Origin of the sequence: Empedobacter sp. UBA7252, assembly GCF_002472765.1 — a bacterium.
GTDB classification, from domain to species: Bacteria; Bacteroidota; Bacteroidia; order Flavobacteriales; family Weeksellaceae; genus Empedobacter; species Empedobacter falsenii_B.
Map to the genome: position 1 here is coordinate 13,700 of NZ_DKSQ01000110.1, position 18,745 is coordinate 32,444.

Below are 18,745 nucleotides of genomic sequence, written 5' to 3' on the forward strand. Positions count from 1 at the left end.
GGAAAATGAATTAACAACATTAAAAGCTCGTGTAAAAGTTGCTGATGCCACAAAACAAGTAAACAAACAAATGGCAAAAATTGATGCGAATAGCACAATTAGCATGTTAGAACGCATGAAAGCCAAAGTAGAAGAAGACGAAGCACTTGCACAAGCTTACGGAAGTTTAGCGGACAATTCGAAAACCGCTGATGACGAAATTAACGAAACCTTGAAAGGTGATTTGATTCAAAATGAATTAGAAGCTTTAAAGCTAAAAATTCAGTCGAAAAATCAAGAATAAATCACTTTTTATAGTGAATTATTTCTATAAAATTTTTAGTAAATTAATCTCTTTTAAAAAATCAAAACTATGGCATCTAAATATGAATACAAAACAATAGAAATAATGCCTAACGCTGGCTTATTTTCTATCAAAATAGATAAAACATTTTTGGATGATTTACTAAATAAATATGGAAATGAAGGCTGGGAATTAATCACTTCCACTCCGCTTTCCATCAACAGCACAACGAAAATTATTTATTATACATTCAGAAGAGCTATTTAACATTAAAAATTAACACTAAATGACCGAAATTTTAGACCTTCTTTTTAATCCATTGGCCAACGGAATTATGACCATTTTGATGGGATTTTCTCTTGTCTATTGGGTATTTCAACTGTTAGCTGGTGACGGAATTGATCTTGGAACAGATTCTGATTTTCATATCGGAGACATCAATGATGTTGATGCCCACCACGAAATTGACGCTGATCACGATGCTGATGCAGACGTGCATCACGAACCAGGTTTTTGGGCAAAATGTTTAGAATTCATCAATGTTGGTAAAGTTCCGTTAATGGTGATTATTACTTTGTTCAAATTTATCAGTTGGGTGATTACCATTATTTCTTCGATTGTTTTTGGATTAAGCAAATTAGGATTGTATTCAGTTTTAATCTTAATTCCGGTTTTCATCATCGCTTATTTTATGATGCATTGGATCACTAAACCATTAGTTAAAATGTATTCAGAATTAGGTTATCATGGAGAAGAAGAAACTGATTTTATCGGAAGAGTCGGAAAATCAAAATCTAAAATCACAGGAGATAAAATAGGCTCTGCGGAATTTCAAATCGAGAAAGATATTATTACGCTTAACATCAAAAGTCAAAATGGCGAAGAAATTAATTTTGGAGATACCATTATTATCACCGACGAATCGCCTTCAAATCATTATTATTTCGTCATCAAACATATAACCTTAAACAACATTTAACACTATTATGACACTAATATTTCAACTTACTTCGTTTCTTATCGAAGAAATTTTAATCTTAATTATTCACTAAATCAATCAAAATATAATAAAAATCTCATGACAAATTTTATTCTTTTAGCAGTTGGTGTTATCGTTTTCATCTTTATTGCTTTCATCGTCGTTTTAAGCGTTTTCTATAAAAAAGTTCCGCAAGGAAAAGCCATCGTTCGTACTGGTGTTGGTGGATCGCAAGTAGCTTTCAACAAAGGAATGTATGTAATTCCTGTTTTCCACAAAATGGAAATTATGGACATTTCGATTAAGAAAATTGATATTACTCGTCAACAACACGATGGTTTAATTTGTAAAGACAACATTCGTGCAGATATCAAAGTTGCATTTTTTGTTCGCGTTAATAAATCGGTGAATGATGTAATCAATGTTGCACAAAACTTAGGAACAGAACGAGCATCAGAACCAGAAACATTAAAAAGTATTTTCGAAGCAAAATTCTCAGAAGCTTTAAAAACAGTTGGAAAAAAATTCGATTTTATCGAATTATACGAAGCTCGTCGCGAATTTAGAGATGAAATTTTAAATATCATCGGAACAGACTTGAATGGATATATTTTAGATGACTGTGCGATTGATTATTTAGAACAAACTGAATTACAATTCTTGAGCCCTGATAATATTTTAGATTCGGAAGGTATTAAAAAAATCACGGAATTAACGGCTCAACAAAATATGAACGCCAACTTAATTCGTCGTGAAGAAGAAAAAGTAATCAAAAAACAAAACGTTGAAGCGCGCGAAGCAATCTTAGAATTAGAGCGACAATTAGCCGAAAAAGAAGAGCGTCAACGCAGAGAAATCGAAAATATAAAAGCGCGCGAAGAGGCAGAAATTGCAAAAGTTCGCGAAGAAGAACGTCTAAAAGCTGAATCTGTTCGTATTACAACAGAAGAGCAATTGGCGGTACAAGAAGAAAATAAATTGCGTCAAATTATTATCGCAGAAAAAAATAAAGTTCGTACTGATGCAATCGAAACGGAACGCGTTGAAAAAGATCGTGCATTAGAGCAAACAGAACGTGAGCGAATTGTGACTTTAGCTCAGATTGATAAAGAAAGGTCTATCGAAGTTGAGAAGAAAAATATTCAAGGCGTTATCAAAGAACGCGTTCTTTTAGAAAAAGGCGTGATTGAAGAGCAACAAGGTGTGAAAGATGTTGAAGTTTACCGTGAAGTTGAGCGTCAGAAACAAGCCGGAATTATTGCTGCATCGCAAGAAGCGGAAGAGCGTTTAATCGAAACTGTAAAAGCTGCGGAAGCGGCAAAAATTGCGGCAGAGCAAGAAGCTGCTCGTCAAGTTATCGAAGCAGATGCACAAAAACAAGTTGCAGAACGCAAAGCGCAAGAGTTATTAATTGATGCGGAAGCTAAAAAAGAAGCTTCTGCAAAAGAAGCTGAAGCTCGTAAAATAATTGCTGAAGCACAAGCAAAAGAAGAAGCTGCAATTGGTCTATCTGAAGCAGAAGTAATGGTTGCAAAAGCAGAAGCAGAAGAAAAACAAGGAACTGTAGAAGCATCTGTTATCGAGAAAAAAGCAGAAGCGTTACGTAAAGAAGGCTTAGCACAAGCAGAAGTTGTTCGTGAAAAAGCATTAGCAGAAGCAAAAGGAATTGAAGAAAAAGCAGAAGCTATGAAGAAACTGGACGGTGTTGGAAAAGAGCACGAAGAGTTCAAACTTCAATTACAAAAAGAAAAAGATATCGAATTGGCTCATATCAACATTCAAAAAGATATTGCTGGAGCCCAAGCTGAGGTGTTATCAAATGCATTGAAATCTGCGAAAATTGACATTGTTGGTGGAGAAACAATGTTCTTCGAAAATATTGTGAAACAAGTTTCGAATGCAAAAGGTTTCGATCATTTAATCGACAATTCGAAACATGCAACAGATATCAAAAATGCATTGATTGACGAAGATGGCGGAAGCGATTTAGCTGGAAAAGTGAGAAGTCTTGCCGATAAATATGGCATTTCATCAAACGACATCAAAAACTTAACAATTACTGCGGCATTAATTAAATTACAGCAAGCTGCTTCTGCTTCTGGAAACAGCGAAGACACAGGATTTATAAATTCTCTTTTCGGAATTGCGAATCAGTTAGGTGTTTCAAATAAAAAAATAGGTTAATCCATTAAACAATAATAGAGTGATTGAATCTATTCGTTTCAATCGCTCTTAATTACAGTTTAATCACCTTCTAGATTTTAATTTAATGCAAGAAGAAAAAAATATTAACGTTACCGAAACGCTTGATGCAGGCGCGTACGAAATCATCCGAAAAAGACTTCTTACACAAAAAGATTTTCTTTCGGAAAGATTAACGAAATTGAATGATGCTCGAAAAGAAGTCTTCAATTCTACCAATTTTGCATTAAGCGCAAACCAAAGAATTACGACAGAAAATACATGCGTCGCACGTGGAATTATCGCGTTCGATAAATTGTGTATTTTTGGTTACAACGTGCATTTCGGTTTACGCACAGACATTCAGTTGAGCGATGTTTTTAGTATTTATCTGTTTCAAGAAAATCAATTTATTCCTCAACCTCTCGACTTAATAAACGATCAGAATTTCTTTACAGATTTTCAGAATTTATATAAATATTACCGCGATTCTATCTTTTCTAAATTTCGTAGAACAGATAATTATCTATACATGGTTTTCCAAACCAGTAAAAGCGCACAAGATTTGAAAGCGTTTAAATGGTTAATCAAAGACGGAAAATTAATTTATCAAGATGATCGCAGCATTCACGAAGTAAAAAAAGCAGATCAATTTGATTTTGAATGGCAAAAAACTTCTATCGATGATCGTCGATTAGGAAAGTTTCCACATATTTCTATTTTAGATAAGATTTTTATCGAAGCAATTGGTGGTGATATTACTTTTAAAATTGAAGATAATACGGATTCAGGAAAAGGAATTTTCACTGAAAAAGTGACACATTTAGATCAACAATTAGACGATGCCGAATATTATTATGCCGATTTAGGAAATCTAATTGCGGTTAAAATAAAACCGTTTCAAGAAGATTTCAGAGCCTATATTTACAATGTTCGCACCAAAGAAGTTATCAACATTCCTGCACTTTTAGATGCAGCAGTTCTGTTACCCGATAATCAAGGTTTAATTTTTTCGAATGGTTATTATTTACAAAACGGAACGTATCATCTTTTCGATAATAATAATTTAGAGCATTTTCAATTTTTCCGTCGTGTAAATTCTCCGAACGGAGAAGATTTTATGTACATTTTCAATCAAGATGAAACCAATACATACATTCTTTTATCGTACAATATCATTCAACAAACTGTGGAAACACCTATAGTTTGTAATGGTTTTACGATTTTTAAAGATGGAAGTTTAATTTATTTCCGCACCGAAGAAGAAGCGACAAGACATCATCAAGTTCAAATTTGGCAAACACCTTATGTTGAACGTTTGATTGAAAATACAGAGAAAACAAATCATCCATTATATAAAATTGGGAACAAAGACATTGTGAAAGCAATGGCTGAATCTCAGGAGGTTATTCAATTAATCAACAAAGAAGATTCGTACGAAGGTTTATACGAGGACATTGTAAAAAAAGCGAATAATATTGTAGATGGCTATTTTTGGATTAATGATCAAGAGACTTTTGAGCTTGCTGTTCCTTTATTAGAAATAAAAACAGTTGCCAATACAGCGATTGATGAATTTGCTAAAGTTCAAATTCAGAAAAAATTTGCGCAAGAAACCTTAGAAAAAACGGAAGAATCGATTGAAGAAATCGTTTTCAAAGTAAATAGCACAACGTACAATCAATTGGATTTATTGGTTGAACATTTAGCTGAGGCTCGTAAAATTCAAGGAAAAGTTATTGATTTACGTTCAATTCGCTACATCAATTTAGAGCGTGTTCAAGAATTAGAAAACCGATTGCAAGAGGTAAACGAAAATTTATCAACCAAAACAATTGAGTTTCTTTTATTGGATGAAGCACTAATTCCATACGAAGAAAAAGTTGCTGAACAGAAAAACTTAGTAGCTTCTATCGAAAAAGTCATTGATGCGAAAGTTATCGAAGAAGCCTGTCTTAAAATTGCCTCAGAATTAGAATTATTGATTGATATTCTGAACAGTTTAAAAATTGAAGACGCAACACAAACAACAAAAATCATTGAGAAAATCTCGGTTATTTTTGCTTCGCTTAACGAAGTTCGTGCCCAATTAACACGTCAAACTTCTGCGTTAAAAAGCAAAGAAGCTGTTGCAGAATTTTCTGCTCAAATCACGTTGTTAGAACAAAGTGTGGTTAACTTTTTAGAATTATCAACAACTGCCGAAAAAACGGAAGAATACAATACAAAAATAATTGTTCAACTTGAAGAATTAGAAAGTAAATTTTCTGATTTTGATGATTTCGCCTTGAAAATTGCAGATAAGCGCGACGAAATTATCAAGGCATTCAATTCGAAACGTGAACAATTAGTTGAACAAACCAACAAACGCACCAATTCATTAGAACAAATTGGCTTGCGCGTCTTGAAAAATATCGAAAATAAAGCCAAAACTTTTTCTGAGAAAGAAGAAATTTTAGCGTTTTATTCTTCGGATTTAATGATTGACAAAATGCGTCAAATCATTCAAGAATTGAAGGATTTAAAAGATGTTTCGAAAGCCGAAAACCTTGAAAATCTATTAAAAAAATCGCAAGAAGATACGCTTCGTGTTTTACGAGATAAAACTGAACTTTTTGTTGATGGGCAAAATATTATTGCGCTTGGTCAAAATAAATTTACGGTCAATACGCAGCAATTAGCGCTGACATTGTTGAATCGTAACAACGAATTATTTTATCATTTAACAGGTACAAGTTTCTATCAAAAAGTTAAAAACGATGAGATTTATCGTTACCAAGATATTTGGAACCAAGAATTTGTTTCGGAAAATCAATTGGTTTATCGTGCTGAATATTTAGCTTATCAAGCTTTTTTAGCAAGAAATGAAAACGATTTTGATGCTGAAAAATTTATCAATCAAATCATTGAACAAAATTATTCGGAAGGTTATATAAAAGGCGTTCACAATTTTGATGCGTTTCGAATTTTTACTGAATTGGTCAACATAAATTCGAAATTAGATGTGTTGCAATTTGATGCGCCAACTCGTACAACTGCTCAAATTTTTTGCCATTCTTTAGAAAAGAATTTGCAAGATAAGTTGAATGCAATGATTAATTCGGCTCAATTAATTTTGAAAAATTTTCCGAATTCAACTCGATTTGAAAATATTCTAAATGAAATCAAATCGCTTTTTGAAAATTGGGAAACTGAATGGGATAAAACAATAACAACTTCAGAAAAAGTTGCCAATTATTTGTTTAGAACTTTCACAAAATATCAAGCTTTTTCGATGAGTAATGAAGCTGAAAATTTTCGAAAAGAATTCATTAATTACTTAGAGAAAAATAAAAATTCAGATGATTTTAATGCGTTGATTGCAGATGAACAATTTTCTTCAACCGAAAAATTTTACTTGATCGAAAACTGGATTCATTCTTTTATCGATGAAAATGAAAATTTTTCAACTTACAGAAATGTTGTAAATGAAGTAGCAACGATGTTATTGTTTTCTAAAGATAAATTTCAGTTAATAAATGGAAATTCATCTATTATAATTGAAGATTTAAAAGGAAATCATACCGTAATAATTGATGGTATTTATACACAAAATTATCATGAAATCATTTCTAAATTAGAGCATTTTTCAACTGTTGATGTTCCAAATTTTAAATCATTCCAAAAGTTAAAAGAAGAAATTTCGAAAGCTTATGAAAAGGATTTAAAAATCGCAGAATTTGAACCAAAAGTTTTAACATCATTTGTTCGAAATAAATTAATCAACGAAGTTTATTTTCCTTTAATCGGAAATAATTTAGCCAAACAATTGGGAACTGCAGGCGATAACAAGCGTACTGCACGAATGGGAATGTTGTTGTTAATTTCGCCTCCTGGTTATGGAAAAACGACGTTGATGGAGTATTTAGCAAAAACAATGGGCCTACATTTTGTGAAAGTAAATGGACCAACAATTGGACATAATATTACATCAATCGATCCAATAGAAGCCAAAACTTCTGGAGAAAGAGAGGAATTAAAAAAGATAAATCTTTCGTTTGAAATGGCAGATAATGTAATGTTGTACTTGGACGATATTCAGCATTTGAGTGCCGAATTTTTACAGAAATTTATTTCATTAGCCGATGGACAGCGAAAAATTGATGGAATTTTTGAAGGAGAAAGTAAAACCTACGATTTACGCGGAAAACGTTTTTGCATTGTAATGGCAGGAAATCCATATACGGAAAGCGGCTCTAAATTTCAGATTCCAGATATGTTGGCTAATCGTGCTGATGTTTATAATTTGGGTGATGTAATTGGTGATACGGAAACGTTGTTCAATTTAAGTTTGATTGAAAATGCAACAGGAGATAATCCTTATTTGGATAAAATTGCTTCAAAAAGTTTGACAGATTTTTACAAGTTAACAAATTTTGTAACCGAAAATCAAGAACAACTTCCGGATTTGGAAGGCAATTATTTGAAACAAGAAATTGATGATTTTATTGCAGTTCTAAAACATGTGATTAAGATTAGAAATATTGTCGTAAAAGTCAATCAAAATTATATTTCGAGCGCAGCAATGCAAGATGATTACAGAACGGAACCGCCTTTCAAAATGCAAGGTTCGTACAGAAATATGTCAAAATTGGTTTCGAAAATTGTTCCAATGATGAACGAAAAAGAAATTAACGAAACTATTTTAGCGCATTACGAAAGTGAATCGCAAACATTGACAACAGATACAGAATCGAATTTGTTGCGATTAAAAGAAATTGCAGGTTTGATAACTGCTAAAGAAAAAGAACGTTGGGAAACGATAAAAGCAACCTTTGTAAAAAATAACAAACACGGTGGCTTGAATAAAGACGATAAAGTTTTTGCTCAATTGCTCGAATTCAATGAAAATTTGGAAGGAATTATCCAAGCTATTTTGAAAAAATAAACTAAAAGCCGCTCATTGAGCGGCTTTTTTTTATTCACTAAATTTATCTCCTCTGAATATTTTCACAGGATTCCCTCTTGCAATAGACGTTTGATTATTCCATTTTTTTTGAACCAAGTCCTTCAATTTATTGGTTTCAAATCCTTGTAATTTCAATAACAAACGAGTTGTTGCAGTTTTTTTGTTCTGATGTTGTGAACGTAAATCCATCGAAACAGCCGAAATTCCACTTGGTTGATGTATCGCACGAACAGCCGAATTTACTTTGTTTACATTTTGTCCACCATTTCCAGAGCTTCGCATTGTTTGGTATATAATTTCATTCGGATTGATTGAATTTTCTTTCGGAATTTCTAATTCAAAACAACCAATAAACCAATTTTTTCGTTGATGAAATTTTCGGTATGGACTTTTACCAATCCATAAAATTGCTCCAAGCCAAGTTTTTAAAAACGTGTTTAAATCATTTCCTTCAAGTTCTATAATCACAGATGAAAGTTGATGAAAATCTTTATCCATTTCTCTTTCAATTATGTCAAACTTAATTTCAGATTTTGTGCACGCTTCCGAAAACTTTTTAAAAACATTAGTCACCACAAAATTGCATTCCGCTGGTCCTCTACCCGATGTAAGTTGAATAATTTTTTTCCTCATCATTATTTATCCATTCGTACAATTTTCGGTGTAAAAGTTCCCAACACTTTCACTAATTCAGTCTGTAAATTCATCACCGTTTTTATGTTTTTATATGCCAAAGGTGCTTCATCTACACTTCCGCCAATCAGCTCAATTCCTGCATCTTTCAATTGTGAATTCATAAAACTTTTAGTAATTGTTGATTTACATTTCGCACGCGACATTTTTCGTCCCGCACCATGCGAAGCCGAATTAATACTCAATTCATTTCCCAAACCTTCAACAATGTAACCGTTCGCGGTCATCGAACCTGGAATAATTCCTAAAATTCCTTTTCCAGCTGGCGTCGCTCCTTTACGATGAACAATTCGTTCCGTTCCTTCAACCATTTCTTTCCACGCAAAATTGTGATGATTTTCGATGTTAAAAACGATACGTTTTCCCAAAGCTTTCGCAATTCTTCGGTGAATATCATCGTGACAAGCCTTGGCATATTCGCCAGCCAAATTCATCGCTGCCCAATATTCTTGGCCATCGTACGTGTCCAAATCTAACCAAGCCAAATGCTGAACTTGCTTCGGAAGTGGACATTGTTTCGTCGCCAAATACGTATAATGTTTTGCAATATTTGCACCCAAACCACGCGAACCACTATGCGATAAAACAGCCAAATATTCTCCTGGAATCAAGTTCCATTCAGGTTTTACCTCATCTAATTTCACAATCCCAAATTCAACAAAATGATTCCCTCCACCAGAAGTTCCTAATTGTTGATAAGCTTTTGTTTTTAAACTTTTCAAGATTGGAATTTCATCAAAAATAGAACGTTCAAAAATTTCATGATCCGCTTTTAGTTTATGCGTTTCATACATTCCGAATTTGGTATGATCTTGCAAAATCTGAATCAATTGATGCGATTTTCCTTTCAAAAAACTAGCTGGCAAATCGTAAACCGAAAGACTCATTCTACAACCAATATCCACACCAACTCCATAAGGAATCACCGCATTATCCGTCGCTAAGACACCTCCGATTGGCAATCCATACCCCGAATGCGCATCTGGCATCAAAGCTCCTTTTACCGAAATTGGCAATTTCAATGCATCATATAATTGAAATTTTGCTTGCTCGTCAATTTCATTTTCTCCAAAAATCGAAAAAGGTGAACGCGTTGTTTTTAATTCTTGTAATCTAACCTCAACTGGTTTTATTAATCCTTCCGCAACTTTTCCCCAAATTCCGTGACCGATGTATTTTTCTGGCTCAAGTAAAACTTCTTTTGCTTCGTTAATAATCGTTTGTTTCTTTTCTTTTTTTCTGTATCGATGAATTTGCCCAATTGCAATATTGATCGAATTATATTTTGGAAAGCCTATTTTTATAAAGTCCTTTCCAGAGATTTTATTTCCCATGATTAATATCTTTTAGATAACTGATGTTCTTTTTCCATCAGCATTTCAGCGATTTCAATCGCTAAATTTTTATTATTAAAAAATTTCCTTTTTGTAAAAGGATTTTTAAATTTTGGTTTTCGTTCATACGAATACCCTCCTCCAACTATTTTCTTTAAAAGGATTCCTTGATTTTTATACTTGTCAAAAAAATGATCGATTTGCGCTTCTTCGCGCTTCAAATCAATATCAAGCGGTTTGTAATACGTAATCATATTTGGTTTTATAATCAATCGAAAACGCCACGGTTGTAGAAATTCATAAATTCCTTTGAAACGTTTTGTCTTGGGATCATACACCTGAATACACACAAAATATAGACGTTCTTCATCATTCAAAATTGAATACGGACCTGAATATTCGTAAGGTTGCAATTGTTTCAACTCTTGAATTCTCTGAACATAAATTCGCTTTCCGTTTCGTTTTCGTTTTTTTACAAACTTTCGCGTTTCTGCATATTGAGAAGTATTTATTTTCTTTAGAATTTGAGTAAAAAACTCAATCTCATTTTCTTTTTTAATATCTTCTCTCAATACAATATATCGCTCAAAACCTTTTTGACACGGCTCTTTTAAAAGAACAAGCGGAATTTCTTTTTGTTCTTTAAAAATTTCTTTTTGACGTTTATATTTCTCTCTTACATTTTTTTCTTTCGTTGTTTTTACACTTCTTTTCCTCGCTCTTTTTGTTCGTAATTGAGTAGAAAAGAAAATTGAATCTTCCATAAAATGGATTATTTGATTGCAAATAATTATTTTGAAATAATTAGCGCTAACTATTTCTTCTTCGGAAGTTTTTAGAAGTTATTCTGAATCTAGAATGGAATAATAAAAGAAAAAGCCCGAAGAATCCTCCGGGCTTTTGATATAATAAGTAAATTATTTACGATTTATAAGCACGAAGAATGCTCATTGCAAAATCTGTTGCAATAGCTAAAAACTGATATGTCGTTTCTTTGAACATTTTATTTCTTCGTTATTAAATTGTTATACGTTATGATTTTTATCAGTGCAAATTTAAGTCAATAAAATTCACATTTCCAAATCCTTTGTGAAATTTCACTAAAAATAGGGAGAAAAATATTATTGATTTTTAACATTCATTTAGTTGAAGAAGTTCCTTTCAAAATTTCATCAGTTAATTCCATTATCTTGGTTGAAGAATTTGATAAAATAATTACATCTTTATCATTAGTCCAATGTTTATTTCCATTAAAATCTACCACAGAAAATTTTACTTTTCCTTTCAAATCTTTCAATAAGTCATTTACGATATAAATTTTGTACACATTTTCTTCTTTTTCTACTGAAATTAGCACATTTTCGAAACTTCTTTTCACTTGATAATGTAACGCTTTCCAATTTCCTAATTTATCCAAAGACGACCACGAAGTTACTGGCCAAACGTCATTCAATTGCCAATACAAACTTCCCATATTATAAGGTTTTGCACGTCGATGTGCTTCAATTGCCAACTGAATTCCGCGTGCTTGTAACAATTGAGAAACGTAGTTGTACTGCACAAAATCGGTCGGAACAACATAATCTCGCTGCATATATTCGTTGATTGTTTCCCAACCTTTTGGATGTTTTTGATGCGCTAAAATTATTGCAGAATTTTTACTCAATGTATCTTTTTCAGAAAACATTGATTTCACCGTTTTCAACGTTGGCATTCCTTGAAAACCATATTCAGAAGCAAAACGTGGAACTTTTTTTTCATACGTTTCAAACGGTTCCATTCCCCACCAAACGCCCCAATAATGCGAATCTCCTTGCGTCAAACTTTCTTTTCTTCCCCAACCAATCGAAGGTGAAGACGGCCAATAGCGATTCTCTGATTTTGGTAAAATCGAATCTAAAACATTCGGAATAATATGATGAAAAGTCGTTTGATAATCTTTCCAAATACTCAACGAATCTTGTTTCGACCAGCCCATTTGTTTCTGATATCCCCAATTTTTCCACGCTTCATCAATTTCATTATTTCCACACCAAAGCGCAATAGAAGTATGATTTTTTAGGCGATTCACTTGATCAATTGTTTCTTGTTTTACATTGTTAAGAAAATCTTGATCGCCAAGATAAAAAGCACAAGCGTACATAAAATCTTGCCAAACCAACAAACCTTTTTCGTCGCATAATTCATAAAAATAATCGTCCTCATAAATTCCACCACCCCAAATACGAATCATATTCATATTGGCTTCAACCGAACTATTTATCAACTTTTCATAATCATTTTTTGAAACTCGTGAAACAAAATTATCTTGCGGAATATAATTTGCACCTTTCATATAAGTTGGAATTCCATTCACTTTAAAATAAAACCTAGAGCCAACTTCGTCTTTTTCTTGTACCAATTCTATCGTACGTAAACCAAATTTTAAATACTTAGATATTTGTTCATTCCCTTGTTTAATTTTGAATTGATAATCATATAAATACTGTTTGCCCATTCCATTTGGCCACCATAATTTTGGATTGTGAATCGTTTCATCAATCGAAAAATGATTAATTCCTTTGGTTAATTTTTGAGTGATTATTTTCTGATTAAAATTAATTTCTACAGCTGTATTTTGTTCCGATTGGATAATAAATTTAAACTTTACTTTCGCTTGATTTTTATCCAATTTGATAATTTCATAAGACAAGTCATTCAGTTTTAAATTATTCCAAGAAATAAGTTCAATTGGTTTATAAATCGCAACCGTAGTCAATCTGATCCCCAATCCCAACCATACTGATATTGCGCTTTTCGAGTAAAAACACGCTCACCTTCTGGTAATTTATATGGAAGAAGATTTGCTAATCGTTTTCCTTCATTAGGCGACGATTTGAATTGTATTTCGAGAATTTTTTTTATCTTTCAGTAAATCTTTGATCGAAAATTCTCACATTCGAAACATATTAATCTCATCCAGAATTAATTTTCAGTTCAGAAAAACTTTTACATATGTATCCAATCCATTAATTTTTAGCTGAATATTTTGCGCTATAAGTTCAGCTTCAGTCAAATAAAAAAAACTATAAAGATCATCCTTTTGTAATACGTAAATAAAGAAAAAGGATAGAAACGTTATTCTCTCAATTATGCGATCAGTTCATGATTAGACATAATTATGCTAAAAGCTTTTAGGGTTTAAAACAAGGACACTATCAAAAATACTAACTTTCACTATTATTCAAACAATAAACAGAAACAAAAATAGAAATATTAACAACTTAAAAATTAATATTACCTAAATGCACTACGGGTTTAAAATATAATTCATAATATTTTTCAAAATACTTGCAGTCTGCACGGAAAAGATTATTTTTGCCTATTCGACAAATAGAATATGAAAAATATCCGTAATTTCTGTATTATCGCCCATATTGACCATGGTAAAAGTACCTTGGCCGATCGTTTATTGCAAGTAACAAACACGATTTCTGATCGTGAGTTACAAAATCAAACTTTAGACGATATGGATTTGGAACGCGAACGCGGAATCACAATTAAATCGCACGCCATCCAAATGGAATATGAAAAAGATGGTGAAAAATATATTTTAAATTTAATTGACACTCCTGGTCACGTGGATTTTTCTTACGAGGTTTCTCGTTCGATTGCCGCTTGTGAAGGAGCTTTGTTAATTGTAGATGCTGCACAAAGTATACAAGCACAAACCATTTCTAACCTTTATTTGGCTTTAGAAAATGATTTGGAAATCATTCCAGTTTTGAACAAAATCGATTTACCTTCTGCAAATCCAGAAGAAGTAACAGACGATATTGTTGATTTGATTGGTTGTAATCCCGAAGATGTTTTGCGTGTAAGTGGAAAAACAGGTGAAGGTGTGTTAGAATTGTTACACACAATTATCGAGAAAGTTCCTGCACCAGTTGGTGATCCAGATGCACCGTTACAAGCCTTGATTTTTGACTCTGTTTATAATCCTTTCCGAGGAATTGAAGCTTTTTACAAAGTGGTAAATGGAGAAATCAAAAAAGGAGATCAAGTAAAATTTATGGCTACTAACAAAAAATATGGTGCCGATGAAATTGGAACATTAAAACTGAATCAAGTTGAGAAGAAAGTCATTAAAACTGGAGATGTAGGTTATATTATTTCTGGAATTAAAGAAGCTTCTGAGGTAAAAGTTGGAGATACAATTACATTAGTTGAGAATCCTGCAAGCGAAGCTATTGATGGTTTCGAGGAAGTAAAACCAATGGTTTTCGCTGGTATTTATCCGGTTGACACAGAAGATTACGAAGATTTGCGTGCTTCTATCGAAAAGTTACGTTTGAATGATGCTTCATTAACTTTTGAAGCTGAATCTTCTGCTGCTTTAGGTTTCGGTTTCCGTTGTGGATTCTTAGGAATGTTACACTTAGAAATTATTCAGGAGCGTTTAGAACGTGAGTTCAACATGACGGTAATTACAACTGTTCCTAACGTTTCGTATGAAGCGTACTTGGAAAAAGATCCAGAAAAAATGATTCCGGTTCATAATCCATCTGAATTACCAGATCCATCAGGATTAAATCGCGTTGAAGAACCATATATTCGAGCAGCAATCATTACAAAATCTGAATTCGTAGGTCCTGTAATGAGTTTATGTATTGAGAAACGTGGTGAATTACAATCTCAAAATTATTTAACTCAACATAGAGTAGAAATGATTTTCAATATGCCTTTGGCTGAAGTTGTATTCGATTTTTATGATCGATTAAAATCTATTTCAAAAGGATATGCATCGTTTGATTATGCACCTTCTGGAATGAAAGCTTCAAAATTGGTAAAAGTTGACATCATGATTAACGGTGAAGTTGTAGATGCTTTATCTGCCTTAATTCACGTTGATAATGCCTACAATATTGGAAAGAAAATGTGTGAAAAATTACGCGAATTAATTCCTCGTCAACAGTTTGATATTCCAATTCAAGCCGCGATTGGTGCAAAAATTATTGCGCGTGAAACAATCAAAGCATTACGTAAAGACGTTACTGCAAAATGTTATGGTGGTGATATTTCTCGTAAACGTAAGTTATTAGAAAAACAAAAAGCTGGTAAGAAGAAAATGCGTCAAATTGGACGTGTAGAAGTTCCCCAATCTGCATTCTTAGCTGTTTTGAAATTGAATGATTAAAATTCTTTTTATATACCAAAAGCCGTTCTAATGAACGGCTTTTTTTGTAACAATTGGTAAAATATTTATACTAATAAATTAAGCATCAACATTATGAAAAATTTATTAAAATTAGAGCAATTAGCAATTTTAATTGTAACGCTAATCATCTATTATAAACTTGATTATTCCTTGTTTTTGTTTGCAATTCTTTTTCTTGCTCCCGATATTTTTATGTTGGGTTATCTTTTTGGAAATAAGATTGGCGCAATATCTTATAATTTTATTCATAATTATTTTACGACAATTTCATTGATTCTCATTGGTTATTTTTTACACATTGAATGGTGTTTAATGATTGGATTAATTTTTTCCGCTCATATTGCGTTAGATCGTTTTTTAGGATTTGGTCTCAAAAAATATGATGGTTTCAAATCCACTCATTTAGATAATTTATAACATCACAACCTCATCTGTTGAACCTTTTTCTAAAATTTCTGAAATACTTCGCATCGTAATTTCTGAAATTTGTTCCAACGCTTCTTGTGTAAAAAAAGCTTGATGCGCAGTTACCAAAACATTTGGAAAACTCATCAATCGCTGAATCATGTCATCCTGAATAATTTCTGCTGATAAATCTTTGAAGAATAATTTTTCTTCTTGTTCATAAACATCAATTCCCAAATAACCAATTTTATGATTTTTTAAAGCTTCAATCGCTTCATGTGTATTGATTAATCCACCTCTACTCGTATTAATAATCGTTACGCCATCTTTCATCATCGCAATCGTTTCTTGATTAATCATGTAATGATTTTCTGGCGTCAGCGGACAATGCAACGAAATAATATCTGAAGTTTTAAACAACTTATCCAGCTCAACATATTCCACGCCATTATTCATCAATTCTTGATCTGGATACAAATCATAAGCAATAATCTTACATCCAAAACCTTTCGCAATATTGATAAAAGCCTTTCCTATTTTTCCTGTTCCAACAATTCCAATCGTCTTCTGAAAAAGATTAAAACCAAGTAAACCGTTCAATGCAAAATTTTGTTCACGAACACGATTATAAGCTTTATGTGTTTTTCGATTCAATGTTAACAACATCGCCATTGTATGTTCAGCAACAGCCTCGGGAGAATATGCAGGAACACGACAAATTTTAATTCCAAATTCTTTCGCAGCTTCCAAATCGACATTATTAAAACCAGCACATCTCAATGCAATAATTTTAACGCCTTTTTTTGCTAAAATTTCAATAACTTGTCGGTTCACTTTATCATTCACAAACACACAAACAGCATGCTCATCTTCAATCGCGTTTACGATATGCGGACCTAAATGTGTTTCATAAAAATTAAGTTCAAAACCGTAATTTTTATTTTCAGCCTCAAAAAAAGTTTTGTCATAAGGCTTAGACGAAAAGAAAGCTATTTTCATTGAATTATTTTTAACTAATTTATGTTTTTAATTAATTGTAATTTACTTTCTACTTGATTATTATAAAATTTTAAATCATTCAAAATTAATTCATCCTCTATTTTTGATATTTTATTAAAAGCTATAAGCTGATGAATAAAAATTTCTAACTTCGTGAAAATTCAAATTCACACATGAAAAATATACTTTTATCAACGATTACATTAGCTTCTTTTACAGCTTTTGGACAAAATATTTCGAATCAAGCTATTGATAAAGTCACAGAAAATGCAATGAAAGCATTTGATGTTCCTGGAATGTCTGTTGCGGTTATCAAAGACAGGACAATTGTGCATTCGAAAGGTTATGGCGTAAAATCTCTTAAAACGGGAGAAAAAGTTCAGTCGAATACAAATTTTGGCATTGCTTCTAACTCGAAAGCTTTTACAGCAGCTGCTTTGGCGATTTTGGTTGATGAAGGAAATATAAAGTGGGATGATAAAGTGATTACGCACATTCCTGAATTCAAGATGTACAACGATTATGTAACCAAAGAGTTTACAATTCGTGATTTATTAACGCATCGAAGTGGATTAGGTTTGGGTGCTGGAGATTTGATGGTTTGGCCTGATGGACATAATTTCACTCCAAAAGATATTATTTCTAATATTCAGTTTTTAAAACCAGTTTCAGATTTCCGTGTAAAATATGATTACGATAATTTATTATACATTATTGCAGGAGTTGTGATTGAAAGAGTTTCGGGGCAATCTTGGACAGATTTTGTAACAAAAAGATTGTTGGAACCAATTGGAATGACGAATACTGCAGCGAATTGGCATTTGCTAAAAGACAAGAAAAATGCAATTAATCCGCACGTTCCAATTGACGGAAAATTACAAGTGATTGATCGTTATACGAACACCATTTTTGATGCAGCTGCAGGAATTTATTCGAATGTAGATGATCTTGCAAAATGGTTGCAATTCAATTTAGATAAAGGAAAAGTGAATGGAAAACAAATTATTTCGGAAAAACAAATGAACGAAATGATTACACCACAAACTTTACAACCAAATCGTACTACTCCACCTTATAATTCATTATTCAAAGCGTATGGTTTGGGATGGCAATTGCAGGATATGAACGGAAAATTGGAAGTTTCGCATACTGGTGGATTGGAAGGAATTGTAACACAAACGATGTTTTATCCTCAAGAAAAATTAGGAATTGTGATTTTGACTAACCAACAATCGGGTGCAGCTTTCCGAGCAATTTCGAATACAATCAAAGATTTTTACTTAAAAAATCCATCTACAGATTGGGTAAAAACGTATGATGATATGATGAAGAAAAATGTGGAAGAAGCCGATGTTATAACTGATGAAGTTTGGAAAACAGTTGAAGCAAATCAAAAAAATAAAGCCATCAAATTTGATTCAAAAAGTGTAATCGGAACGTATAAGGACAATTGGTTTGGTGATGTTGTAATTTATGAAAAGAAAGGAAAAATCATTTTCGAATCGAAACGTTCGCCTCAATTAACTGGTGAAATGCTTTTTTACAAAGACAATACGTTTGCGGTAAAATGGTACAATCGTTATTTCCATGCAGACGCTTATGTTTATGCAGAAATGAAAGATGGAAAAATGACAGGTTTCAAAATGAAAGCCATTTCTCCGTTAACAGATTTCAGTTACGATTTCCAAGATTTAGATTTTACGAGAAAATAAATTTTAATAAATAC

Annotated in this window: 14 protein-coding genes and 1 pseudogene; 9 read left to right on the forward strand and 6 right to left on the reverse strand. The window is 32.4% G+C overall.

What is annotated here, in order from left to right; all coding sequences use genetic code 11:
- The 5 genes from B2X73_RS15025 to B2X73_RS15045 form a co-directional block, all read left to right on the forward strand.
- The coding region (locus tag B2X73_RS15025; RefSeq protein WP_291096850.1) for a PspA/IM30 family protein at nucleotides 1-283 on the forward strand (283 nt) is incomplete at its 5' end.
- A 69-nt stretch (nucleotides 284-352) separates the two neighbouring features.
- Nucleotides 353-550 (forward strand): DUF4177 domain-containing protein, encoded by a 198-nt coding sequence (locus tag B2X73_RS15030; protein WP_125350043.1) that lies wholly within the window; start codon nucleotides 353-355, stop codon nucleotides 548-550.
- A gap of 19 nt (nucleotides 551-569) precedes the next feature.
- On the forward strand, nucleotides 570-1,262 hold the full coding sequence (locus tag B2X73_RS15035) for an OB-fold-containig protein (protein ID WP_125350042.1): 693 nt from the start codon (nucleotides 570-572) through the stop codon (nucleotides 1,260-1,262).
- A gap of 99 nt (nucleotides 1,263-1,361) precedes the next feature.
- Nucleotides 1,362-3,446: a flotillin family protein gene (locus B2X73_RS15040; RefSeq protein ID WP_221856601.1), complete on the forward strand. Its 2,085-nt coding sequence runs from the start codon at nucleotides 1,362-1,364 to the stop codon at nucleotides 3,444-3,446.
- A gap of 85 nt (nucleotides 3,447-3,531) precedes the next feature.
- Nucleotides 3,532-8,370, forward strand: a complete 4,839-nt coding sequence (locus B2X73_RS15045) for a DNA repair ATPase (protein WP_221856599.1) — start codon at nucleotides 3,532-3,534, stop codon at nucleotides 8,368-8,370.
- 30 nt (nucleotides 8,371-8,400) lie between these two features.
- Here the strand turns inward: B2X73_RS15045 and prfH are convergent, their stop codons facing one another.
- The 5 genes from prfH to B2X73_RS15370 form a co-directional block, all read right to left on the reverse strand.
- Complete coding sequence (gene prfH, locus B2X73_RS15050) at nucleotides 8,401-9,027, reverse strand: peptide chain release factor H (RefSeq protein ID WP_257468282.1); 627 nt, start codon at nucleotides 9,025-9,027, stop codon at nucleotides 8,401-8,403.
- Complete coding sequence (locus B2X73_RS15055) at nucleotides 9,027-10,418, reverse strand: RtcB family protein (RefSeq protein WP_219035380.1); 1,392 nt, start codon at nucleotides 10,416-10,418, stop codon at nucleotides 9,027-9,029. Before B2X73_RS15055 ends, prfH begins: the two co-directional genes overlap by 1 nt.
- 2 nt (nucleotides 10,419-10,420) lie before the next feature.
- A complete protein-coding gene (locus B2X73_RS15060) occupies nucleotides 10,421-11,182 on the reverse strand; it encodes a hypothetical protein (protein WP_219035379.1) in 762 nt (253 codons plus the stop codon).
- A 374-nt stretch (nucleotides 11,183-11,556) separates the two neighbouring features.
- Nucleotides 11,557-13,194, reverse strand: a complete 1,638-nt coding sequence (locus B2X73_RS15065) for a beta-mannosidase (protein ID WP_291096852.1) — start codon at nucleotides 13,192-13,194, stop codon at nucleotides 11,557-11,559.
- Entirely contained in the window at nucleotides 13,173-13,322 is a 150-nt protein-coding gene (locus B2X73_RS15370; protein ID WP_409410977.1) for a glycosyl hydrolase 2 galactose-binding domain-containing protein, read from the reverse strand. The genes B2X73_RS15065 and B2X73_RS15370 overlap by 22 nt, the downstream gene beginning before the upstream one ends.
- Before the next feature lie 144 nt (nucleotides 13,323-13,466).
- Between B2X73_RS15370 and B2X73_RS15070 the strand changes: the two are divergent.
- The 3 genes and pseudogenes from B2X73_RS15070 to B2X73_RS15080 form a co-directional block, all read left to right on the forward strand.
- A pseudogene (locus B2X73_RS15070) lies at nucleotides 13,467-13,702 on the forward strand (IS982 family transposase); the annotation flags it as partial.
- Between the two features lie 95 nt (nucleotides 13,703-13,797).
- Complete coding sequence (lepA, locus tag B2X73_RS15075) at nucleotides 13,798-15,594, forward strand: translation elongation factor 4 (protein ID WP_291096854.1); 1,797 nt, start codon at nucleotides 13,798-13,800, stop codon at nucleotides 15,592-15,594.
- 93 nt (nucleotides 15,595-15,687) lie between these two features.
- A complete protein-coding gene (locus B2X73_RS15080; protein WP_286495883.1) occupies nucleotides 15,688-16,032 on the forward strand; it encodes a DUF4260 domain-containing protein in 345 nt (114 codons plus the stop codon).
- Here B2X73_RS15080 and B2X73_RS15085 read toward each other — a convergent pair.
- Entirely contained in the window at nucleotides 16,027-17,019 is a 993-nt protein-coding gene (locus B2X73_RS15085; protein WP_286495882.1) for a 2-hydroxyacid dehydrogenase, read from the reverse strand. The genes B2X73_RS15080 and B2X73_RS15085 overlap by 6 nt on opposite strands.
- 173 nt (nucleotides 17,020-17,192) lie before the next feature.
- Here B2X73_RS15085 and B2X73_RS15090 point away from each other — a divergent pair, with 173 nt between their 5' ends.
- Complete coding sequence (locus B2X73_RS15090; RefSeq protein ID WP_291096857.1) at nucleotides 17,193-18,731, forward strand: serine hydrolase; 1,539 nt, start codon at nucleotides 17,193-17,195, stop codon at nucleotides 18,729-18,731.
- Nucleotides 18,732-18,745: the final 14 nt, after the last annotated feature.